The sequence below is a fragment of the Nitrosomonas sp. genome (assembly GCF_024282095.1).
Taxonomy (GTDB): domain Bacteria; phylum Pseudomonadota; class Gammaproteobacteria; order Burkholderiales; family Nitrosomonadaceae; genus Nitrosomonas.
Map to the genome: position 1 here is coordinate 1 of NZ_JAMWZS010000061.1, position 9,755 is coordinate 9,755.

Here is a 9,755-nt window from a genome sequence, read left to right on the forward strand (position 1 = left end):
TTACCATGATCCACGTGACCTATCGTTCCAACATTTACGTGTGGCTTCGATCGCTCAAATTTACTTTTTGCCATGACCTATCCTCTGCACTCTATCAATTCGATTATTTCTTATTTATTATTGCTTCTGCCACATTCTTTGGAGCTTCAGAGTAATGCTTAAACTCCATGGAGTACGTCGCCCTACCCTGCGTCGCCGATCGCAGTGCGGTGGAATAACCAAACATTTCGGCGAGCGGCACTTCAGCCCGAATTACCTTCAAACCAGGAACGTCTTCCATACCCTGTATCATGCCTCTTCTTGATGACAAATCACCAACCACGTTCCCCATAAAATCTTCGGGCGTTTCCACTTCAACAGCCATCATTGGTTCCAGCAAAACCGGATTTGCTTTGCGCATTCCATCTTTGAATGCTATCGATGCCGCCATTTTAAATGCATTCTCGTTAGAATCTACATCGTGATATGAGCCATCGAAAAGCGTCACCTTGACATCCACTACAGGATATCCAGCCAACACTCCACTTGGTATCGTTTCCAACAGTCCTTTCTCAACCGCAGGTATGTATTCACGAGGCACCGCACCACCTTTAATTTCATCGATAAATTCAAAACCCTTCCCGGCTTCATTGGGTTCCATTTTGAGCCAGACATGGCCATATTGCCCACGACCACCCGATTGTTTAACAAATTTCCCTTCTATTTCTATTTGTTTTCTTATCGCCTCACGATATGCAACTTGTGGCGCCCCTACATTAGCCTCTACACCAAACTCGCGCTTCATACGATCGACAATAATTTCCAAATGTAACTCTCCCATTCCGGAAATAATTGTCTGCCCCGATTCCTCGTCTGTCCTAACTCTAAATGAAGGATCCTCTTGTGCAAGCCTATTCAACGCAATGCCCATTTTTTCTTGATCTATTTTTGTTTTCGGCTCAACCGCAACATGAATCACCGGTTCCGGAAAATCCATTCTTTCCAGAGTGATAATTCTCTGTGGATCACATAAAGTATCGCCCGTAACCACATCTTTCAGCCCAACAGCCGCGGCAATATCTCCCGCTCGAACCTCTTTGATCTCTTCTCGTTGATTTGCATGCATCTGCAATAGCCTACCAATCCTTTCTTTCTTCCCTTTGATAGGATTGTAAATTGTATCACCGGATGTAACGACGCCTGAATATACTCTAAAAAATATTAATTGCCCCACATATGGATCGGTTGCGATCTTGAATGCCAAAGCTGAGAATGGCTCGCTATCATCCGCCATTCTTTCAGCTGCCTCTCCGTTCTCGGCCTCACCTTCTATTGCCTTAATATCTGTAGGTGATGGCATATAATCAATAACCGCATCCAGCATCGCCTGCACACCTTTATTCTTAAAAGCGGTACCGCACATCATGGGCACTATCTCATTATTAATAGTCCGTGTACGCAGCCCATTCTTAATTTCGGCGGCTTCAAGGTCTCCATTTTCAAGATACTTATTCATCAAATCTTCATTTGCTTCTGCCGCGGTTTCCAACATCTTTTCGCGCCATTCTTGAGCATCTGCCTTCAAATCTGACGGTATATCGCGCTCCTCAAATTTCATCCCGCGACTTTCGTCATCCCAGTAGATAGCTTTCATTTTTATCAGATCAACAACACCCTCAAATTTATCTTCAGCACCTATTGGTAATTGTATCGGCACAGGCACTGCTTTAAGTCGCGTTTTGATCTGTTCATATACACGCATGAAATTAGCACCCGAACGATCCATCTTATTAACGAATGCCAGCCGGGGAACTCCATATTTATTTGCCTGCCTCCAAACCGTTTCAGTTTGAGGCTGCACACCACCTACTGCGCAAAATACTGTGCAGGCACCATCCAGAACGCGCAATGAACGCTCGACCTCAATAGTAAAATCCACGTGCCCCGGCGTATCTATTATATTAATCCGGTGCTCAGGATAATTACCTGCCATCCCCTTCCAGAAGCAGGTTGTGGCCGCAGAAGTAATAGTAATCCCTCTTTCCTGCTCTTGCTCCATCCAATCCATAGTGGCCGCACCATCATGCACCTCTCCAAGCTTGTGAGATACGCCAGTGTAGAAAAGCACACGCTCAGTGGTGGTAGTTTTACCAGCATCTATATGCGCCATAATGCCTATGTTTCTATAACGTTCTATGGGAGTTTTTCTTGCCACAATTATAATGCCTTACATTTATTTCAATCTAATTTTTGACAGAACTTATTACTTAAATCCAATCTACTAAAACCTAAAATGCGAGAAAGCTTTATTTGATTCAGCCATTCTATGCACTTCCTCTCGTTTCTTAACTGCCCCGCCCCGCCCTTCGGCTGCTTCAGCTAATTCGCCAGCCAATCTGACATCCATAGATTTTTCATTTCTCTTCCTGGCCGCATCCCTTAGCCATCTCATCGCCAAGGCATTACGTCGCACCGACCTTACTTCAACCGGAACTTGATAATTAGCACCACCGACACGACGACTCTTAACTTCCACCACTGGTCGCACATTAGTCAGCGCCTGCGTAAATACCTCCAATGGATCGCCACCGGTTTTCTTTTCTATATGCTCCAGTGCTCCATAAATAATTCTCTCTGCAACCGATTTCTTGCCACGCGTCATCAGAACATTAACAAATTTTGCCAATTCTACATTGTGATATTTTGGATCTGGCAGTATCTCGCGCTTTGGAACTTCTCTACGTCTTGGCATTATGCAACCTCATTTTCTTACTACATATCTCTTTAGTTACCCGAACATCAAGCCCTATATTCTAAGCACTCTTTGGTTTCTTAGAACCATACTTCGAGCGCCCTTGCTTACGATCTTTCACTCCCGCTGTATCCAAGCTACCCCTAACTGTGTGATATCGCACACCAGGCAGGTCTTTGACACGACCACCGCGGATCAATACCACTGAGTGTTCCTGAAGATTATGCCCTTCACCACCAATGTAACTCGACACCTCAAATCCATTGGTTAGCCGAACTCTCGCAACTTTACGTAAAGCTGAATTCGGTTTCTTTGGTGTTGTTGTATACACCCGTGTGCATACCCCTCTTTTTTGTGGGCAGTTTTCTAATGCAGGCACATTACTTTTAACCCGCTTAGCAACACGTGGCTTTCGAACTAACTGACTAATTGTCGGCATTTCTATGTCCTAAAAAACTGGAACGACTCTTGGGCCGTTCGCATACTATTTTATTTGCTGATTATTCCGTGTTTAATCGTCATTACAATTACGATTAGTAATTCAGCACCTTTAAGATACGTTAAAGATGTGACAAAAAAGAGAGCGGATTCTATGGGGTTTATCTTTGCATGTCAAGACAAACATGGATTATGAAATCTTATTTTATTTAACAAAATAATTTAGAAAATTCATGCTTCAATCTAATGCTCTAGTGCCACGCTCATATTGTATTTTATTAATCCCTAAAATTCTGGAACTGCAATGGAAAATCATCAATCAATTTCTTCACTAAATGCATGGTCTCTTGCAGCACGTCCTTTTTTGTGCCCGCTACACGCACTACTTCCCCTTGAATACTTGCTTGAACTTTGAGCTTGCTATCCTTAATGCTTCTTACAACCTTTTTTGCCAGCTCGGAATCGAGACCGGTTTTAACTGTTATCACCTGCTTTACTTTATTGCCGCTTACTTTCTCAATCTGCCCTGTGTCCAGACACCGTACATCCACATTCCGCTTCGTCAATTTGATTCGCAGAATATCTGAAACCTGTTCCAGTTTAAACTCATCATCAGCAAACACAGTCAATTGATAATCAACTTGCTCAACTCTCGCATCAGAGCCTTTGAAGTCGAATCGAGTACTCACTTCCTTGTTGACTTGATCAATCGCATTCCTGACTTCTTGCTTATCAACTTCCGAAACTATATCAAACGTTGGCATAATAATTCTTTTAATTGAGTCAATCAATTCGTGTTTTCTGCATGTCCACTCTAACTTATTTGTTGTTCTTGATCTTCTTTTTCTATGTTAAGAGATTTCTAATTCTTACTTTTCTTTCTTTCAACGCCTGCTGCAATGCGCAACCTTAATGCATTCAATTTTATGAATCCTGCCGCATCCCCCTGATTATACGCACCCGCATCATCCTCAAAAGTCGCAATATTAGGATCAAACAATGAATCGGTTTGAGAATCTCTACCCACCACAATGACATTGCCCTTATACAATTTCAATCTCACCCATCCATTCACCCTTTCCTGGGTGGCATCAATCAAGGTTTGCAGGATCCTTCTCTCCGGGCTCCACCAATATCCGTTATAAATCAGAGCGGCATACCTTGGCATCAAGTCATCCTTTAAATGTGCCACTTCACGATCCAGAGTAATCGACTCTATTGCTCGATGCGCACGCAATAAAATTGTTCCACCGGGAGTTTCATAGCATCCTCGCGATTTCATGCCAACGTAACGATTCTCCACCAAATCCAGTCTGCCGATTCCATGCTTGCCACCCAACTGATTCAGCTTCTCCAAAACACCTGCTGGTGATAATTTATTACCATTCAATGCAATGACGTCGCCACGCGCAAACTCGATATCCAGATACTCAGGCTCATCCGGCGCTTTTTCCGGCGCAACACTCCAGCGCCACATTGATTCTTCAGGCTCTGCGGCAGGATCCTCCAGAACCCTGCCTTCGTAGGAAATATGCAAGAGGTTGGCATCCATGCTATAAGGTGATCCCGCCTTTTTTTTCATTTCAACCGGAATACCATGCAATTCCGCGTATTGCAGCAATTTTTCCCTTGACACCAAATCCCACTCGCGCCATGGAGCAATCACCTGTATGTTTGGCTGCAAGGCATAATAACCCAACTCAAAACGCACCTGATCATTACCTTTGCCCGTTGCGCCATGTGAAACTGCATCTGCACCAGTTTCATTGGCAATTTCAATTTGCCTTTTTGCAATCAATGGACGTGCGATGCTCGTACCCAACAAATACTCACCTTCATAAATTGTATTGGCTCGAAACATAGGAAACACAAAATCGCGTACAAACTCTTCACGCAAATCATCAATATAAATTTCTTTGATGCCCAGTTGTTTTGCCTTGACACGCGCCGGTTCAACTTCTTCCCCCTGTCCGATGTCAGCAGTAAAAGTAACTACCTCACACTGATAAGTATCCTGCAGCCACTTCAAGATAACCGATGTATCCAATCCGCCCGAAAACGCTAAAACCACTTTATTAATTTTTTTCATTGTCTTAAATATTGAGTACTTCCGTTGTTTTGTACTGTTATGACTCAGTGTCTCGTCATCATTCTCAAATTGAAGAAAACTTAACTTCCACTATTTAACTTGCCCAGCAGCAAATATTCCATCAATGCCTTCTGCGTGTGTAACCGGTTTTCCGCCTCATCCCACACCACCGATTGTGGCCCATCCAGAACTTCGGCGCTCACTTCTTCACCACGGTGAGCCGGTAAGCAATGCATAAATATTACATCTTTCTTCGCTAAAGACATCATTTCCGCATTCACACAGAATGCGGCAAAATCATTTTTCCTTTGCTCTGTTTCCGCCTCAAATCCCATGCTAGTCCACACATCCGTCGTCACCAAATCCGCACCGATCACAGCTTTCCGGGGATTAGCGAACTTTTCATAATGAGCCGTACTGTTTAATCCTATTTGCTCAGGATGAATATCGTAACCCGGCGGTGTTGATACATGCACTTTAAAATCAAAAATTTCAGCCGCCTGCAGCCAGGTATTGCACATATTATTGGAATCACCAATCCATGCGACTGTTTTGCCTGCTATGCTTCCCCTGTATTCTATATAGGTAAAAATATCACTCATTATCTGACATGGATGATACTCATCGGTTAGGCCATTGATTACAGGCACTCTTGAATGCTCCGCAAAGCGTTTGATTGTGTCATGCTCATAGGTACGAATCATAATTAGATCGACCATCCGTGAAATGACCCGAGCCGCATCTTCTACCGGCTCTCCTCGTCCCAGTTGCGTATCCCGCGTCGACAGATAGATTGCCGCACCACCTAATTGATGCATTCCCGCTTCAAATGACAGACGTGTACGTGTTGAATTTTTGTCAAAAATCATGGCCAGCGTACGATCTGCCAATGGCCAGTATTGCCGGTATTGTTTGAATTCCCGCTTTATCCAGCGAGTGCGTTCAAATAAATACTCATACTCTTCTCGGGAAAAATCTTTAAATTGCAGAAAATGCTTAAATTGCATAACGAGATAAATAACCAATCAGCAATACACTACCTACGTAGCCTGTTTAGTTATTCAAAAACTCCTTTATCAACAGACAAGTGATATCAACCACTTGCTCAGCTTCGCTTTGTTGCATCACAAATGCGGGCAGCAAACGTATCACTTTATCGGATGTCACATTGATTAATAATTTCTTTTCCAGCGCTCTTTTTACCAATTCGCCACATGGCACTGACAACTCAACACCGATAATCAAACCCTGACCCCTGACTTGCACAACACCCGTTACATCAGCCAGTTGTTTTTTTAACCGATCACGCATAAAGTCACCCAATTTCGTCGCATGATCGAGAAGATTTTCATCGTCAATCACTTTCAGTGCCTCGATCGCCGCTGCGCAAACCAGCGGATTACCGCCAAAAGTGGAAGCATGGTTACCCGGCTTGAAGACTTCAGCAGCCGTACCTTTTGCCAGACAAGCACCGATTGGCACCCCGCCTCCCAGGCCCTTAGCCAGAGTTACCACATCCGGCATAATACCGCTATGCTGAAATGCAAACCATTTCCCGCTACGCCCAATTCCGGATTGCACCTCGTCCAGCATGAGCAACCATCCGTTCTGATTGCACAAATGACGTAATTCCTGCAGATAATGCGCTTCAGGAATATTGACACCGCCCTCACCTTGAAAAGGCTCCACCAGTACCGCAACGACATCCTTATTGTTGGCGGCAACTTGTGCAATCGCATCCATATTGTTATATGGAACCCGTACGAAACCGGACAGCAAAGGCTCAAATCCTGCCTGTACTTTACGGTTTCCGCTTGCTGTCAGCGTTGCCATGGTACGACCATGAAACGAACGTTCCATCACAATAATGGTAGGAAGCGAGATCCCCTGATTGTGTCCATGCAATCGCGCCAGTTTTATCGCTGCTTCGTTAGCTTCCGCACCGGAATTACAGAAAAACGCATTGTCCATTCCTGATAACTCAATCAGACGATCAGCCAGTCGCTCCTGCTTTTCGATATGATAAAGATTGGAAGTATGAATCAGCATTCCGGCCTGTTCACAGATCGCTTTGGTCAATCTTGGGTGGCAATGCCCCAACCCACATACAGCAACGCCAGCCAAAGCATCCAGATACCGCTCACCACGGTCATCCCACAACCACACTCCTTCGCCTTTGACAAAGGTAACAGGCAGCCGTGAATAAGTATTCATCAAATTAGACACAACACAACACTCACATTTCAGATGGAAAATTCAATTAAGCGCTATACCAGACAAGGTATGAGAAATTCGGAAAAGTGATTATGTTCACCTATTTAATCAGCTTTTTCAAGCTTTTTTCTTTAGGAATCCTTAATTCGACTGTATGCTCACGCTGTTAGACAACGGTACCATATCACCCGAAACTCGGCCACAAACAACCGAGTTTTGATGAAAGACAATTGCAGTACTCTTCCACTTCATTCATCATATTGACGAATAACTCCCTCATTTATACTTATAATACTTAACAGATTATCAAACACCGCAACTGGAATACCCCACTACCACACAGTTTCTTGCCGGATTAACCCTTCTTCCGCCGACATGGCGGTGACAATATTGTCTGGCATTTGCCGATTAGTTGCCGAGCTGGAGTCATTGCAGAAGAGATACTTGGAGACTAAGCAGGTCATTTTGGTAATGTGTTGATCCAGGAAATTGATTTGCAGATATGCATTGTTGATAATTCATCGAGAGCTTGTCCGCAACATTCTAGGTAAAGGTTGTCATGCCATCAGCCAAAGGATTACCGGTACAGCAATAGCGGCATTGTTTCTCTCTCACCAACCAACTGTTATGCTGGAGTTCGTAGCCTCACTCCAACCTACGAGCTGCCTATGAGGTGGGTTTTGAGTCTGCCATCAGAGTCAAAACTGCACTTATACATCTGGCCATTTTCCCCACATCAAGCTGATAAATTCGGAGCATTATCAATGCGTCCTACGGGAGCTGTCATTTTGTTTATTTTTTAATAATTTCATCCAATTCACGTTTTACAAAAGCAGCGCAAGCTTCTAACTTATCATCATATTCGGTCTCTATGTTTCTATTCAGATCAAAATAACCAACCAAATATTTATTTGAATCATTTAATCTGAAATACCAGCCCGCACATCTCTTATCTTCAGAGTATTCAAGCCACTCATTGACAAAATCAGGATGAGAAAATAGTGCGTCATATAAATCTTGCTCAGAAACTTGTCTCGCTATACTTGTATAACCTACCGCTTGTAATAAATCATACATAGACACCGTGTTTTTCTGAGAGAATTCTCGTGGGAGACTTATTAGTTTATACATAATATTTGTCATTTTATTTTATTTTACTAACCTTGTTCCATCACGACTTATCTTAAATCCCTGTTCCATCATATAATTTAATTCTCTTCGGAATGTTCCAGATACATCATTGATGTCCTTAACAGAATTTGATAAAACGATATCATCTCCACGCCTTATCATTCGATCTAGAAATTTTTTATTGGCAGTCCATTGGTCGGCTTTATTCATTCTGTTCCATACATCTGCTGGAATACTAAAACGTTTTGCTCCTAATTCATTTGCTCGTTTAATATAATCAGGATTCTTCCCTAAAACAGATATTGTCTTTGAACCTACACCAGAAGCCCTAACCCCAAGCCCCAAACCTGTGGCACCAGGAATAAGCAGTCCCAAAGTATTCGCTTTTAATGAAGCAATATCCCCTGACGTATCGCAACCTCGGGCTTTATTGTATGCATACGATGCAAGATCAAATGCAATTAATCCGAAATCAGCAATTGCGTCAGGTAGTAATCCATTGGAATCAGTAAAACTCAGCGGATTCTGCCCCACATACCCATAGACATTCAACCCGCCCGCCAGCCCAATGGAATCAGGGGTCAGGTATCTACCCGTCTCCGGCTCATAATACCTGAAGTAATTGTAGTGAAGTGCGGTCTCCTTATCGAAATACTGCCCCGGGAATCTCGGATTGTATTCGAAGAACTGACTGTTGCCATCCGGATCTTCGTCCGGCAGGTTGGCGCCGAAGGCATGGGTATTGTCCCAGCGCCATACCGGGGTATTGCTTTGATTGACGATCACTCTCGGCGTGTTGAGGTGATCGGTATGGATGTAGGAGATCTGGATCGGGCCGGTGGTTGTAGGCTTTTTGATTACGGCAACCGGGATATCCTCCAACCAGATGGTTTCCCGTCTCAGCAGCCAATCATCCATCGGCGTAGCAGTTGCGGCATTGTCGCGGTATTCACCGATCAGTTCGTTATGTTGGAATTCGTAAACTCATTCCAACCTACGGGCTTATATATCTGGCCATTTTCCCCACATCAAGCTGATAAAGTTTGGATCAAGTCGATTCCCGGATGACGCAAGCTTATCCGGGCTACTTGCTGTTGGCGTCGTATTTCCAGAGTTTAAAGCTGGTGTTGTCGGTCTGACCGGTTAAACGGT

General features: G+C 43.8%; 9 protein-coding genes. All 9 read right to left on the reverse strand.

The window, feature by feature from the left end:
• Positions 1-103: 103 nt before the first annotated feature.
• The 9 genes from fusA to Q0K92_RS12505 all read right to left on the reverse strand — a co-directional run bounded on the left by fusA (position 104) and on the right by Q0K92_RS12505 (position 9,521).
• Entirely contained in the window at positions 104-2,194 is a 2,091-nt protein-coding gene (fusA, locus tag Q0K92_RS12465) for an elongation factor G (protein ID WP_297326120.1), read from the reverse strand.
• Between the two features lie 66 nt (positions 2,195-2,260).
• A complete protein-coding gene (gene rpsG / locus Q0K92_RS12470) occupies positions 2,261-2,731 on the reverse strand; it encodes a 30S ribosomal protein S7 (RefSeq protein WP_297326121.1) in 471 nt (156 codons plus the stop codon).
• Between the two features lie 61 nt (positions 2,732-2,792).
• Entirely contained in the window at positions 2,793-3,170 is a 378-nt protein-coding gene (gene rpsL, locus Q0K92_RS12475; protein ID WP_110337444.1) for a 30S ribosomal protein S12, read from the reverse strand.
• A 277-nt stretch (positions 3,171-3,447) separates the two neighbouring features.
• On the reverse strand, positions 3,448-3,933 hold the full coding sequence (locus Q0K92_RS12480) for a YajQ family cyclic di-GMP-binding protein (protein WP_297326122.1): 486 nt from the start codon (positions 3,931-3,933) through the stop codon (positions 3,448-3,450).
• A gap of 98 nt (positions 3,934-4,031) precedes the next feature.
• Complete coding sequence (locus tag Q0K92_RS12485; protein ID WP_297326123.1) at positions 4,032-5,258, reverse strand: argininosuccinate synthase; 1,227 nt, start codon at positions 5,256-5,258, stop codon at positions 4,032-4,034.
• Between the two features lie 80 nt (positions 5,259-5,338).
• Positions 5,339-6,265, reverse strand: a complete 927-nt coding sequence (gene argF / locus Q0K92_RS12490) for an ornithine carbamoyltransferase (RefSeq protein WP_297326124.1) — start codon at positions 6,263-6,265, stop codon at positions 5,339-5,341.
• A 46-nt stretch (positions 6,266-6,311) separates the two neighbouring features.
• On the reverse strand, positions 6,312-7,472 hold the full coding sequence (locus Q0K92_RS12495; RefSeq protein WP_297326125.1) for an aspartate aminotransferase family protein: 1,161 nt from the start codon (positions 7,470-7,472) through the stop codon (positions 6,312-6,314).
• 792 nt (positions 7,473-8,264) lie between these two features.
• Complete coding sequence (locus Q0K92_RS12500; RefSeq protein WP_297326126.1) at positions 8,265-8,555, reverse strand: hypothetical protein; 291 nt, start codon at positions 8,553-8,555, stop codon at positions 8,265-8,267.
• A 66-nt stretch (positions 8,556-8,621) separates the two neighbouring features.
• A complete protein-coding gene (locus tag Q0K92_RS12505; RefSeq protein ID WP_297326127.1) occupies positions 8,622-9,521 on the reverse strand; it encodes an RHS repeat-associated core domain-containing protein in 900 nt (299 codons plus the stop codon).
• Between the last annotated feature and the right edge of the window lie 234 nt (positions 9,522-9,755).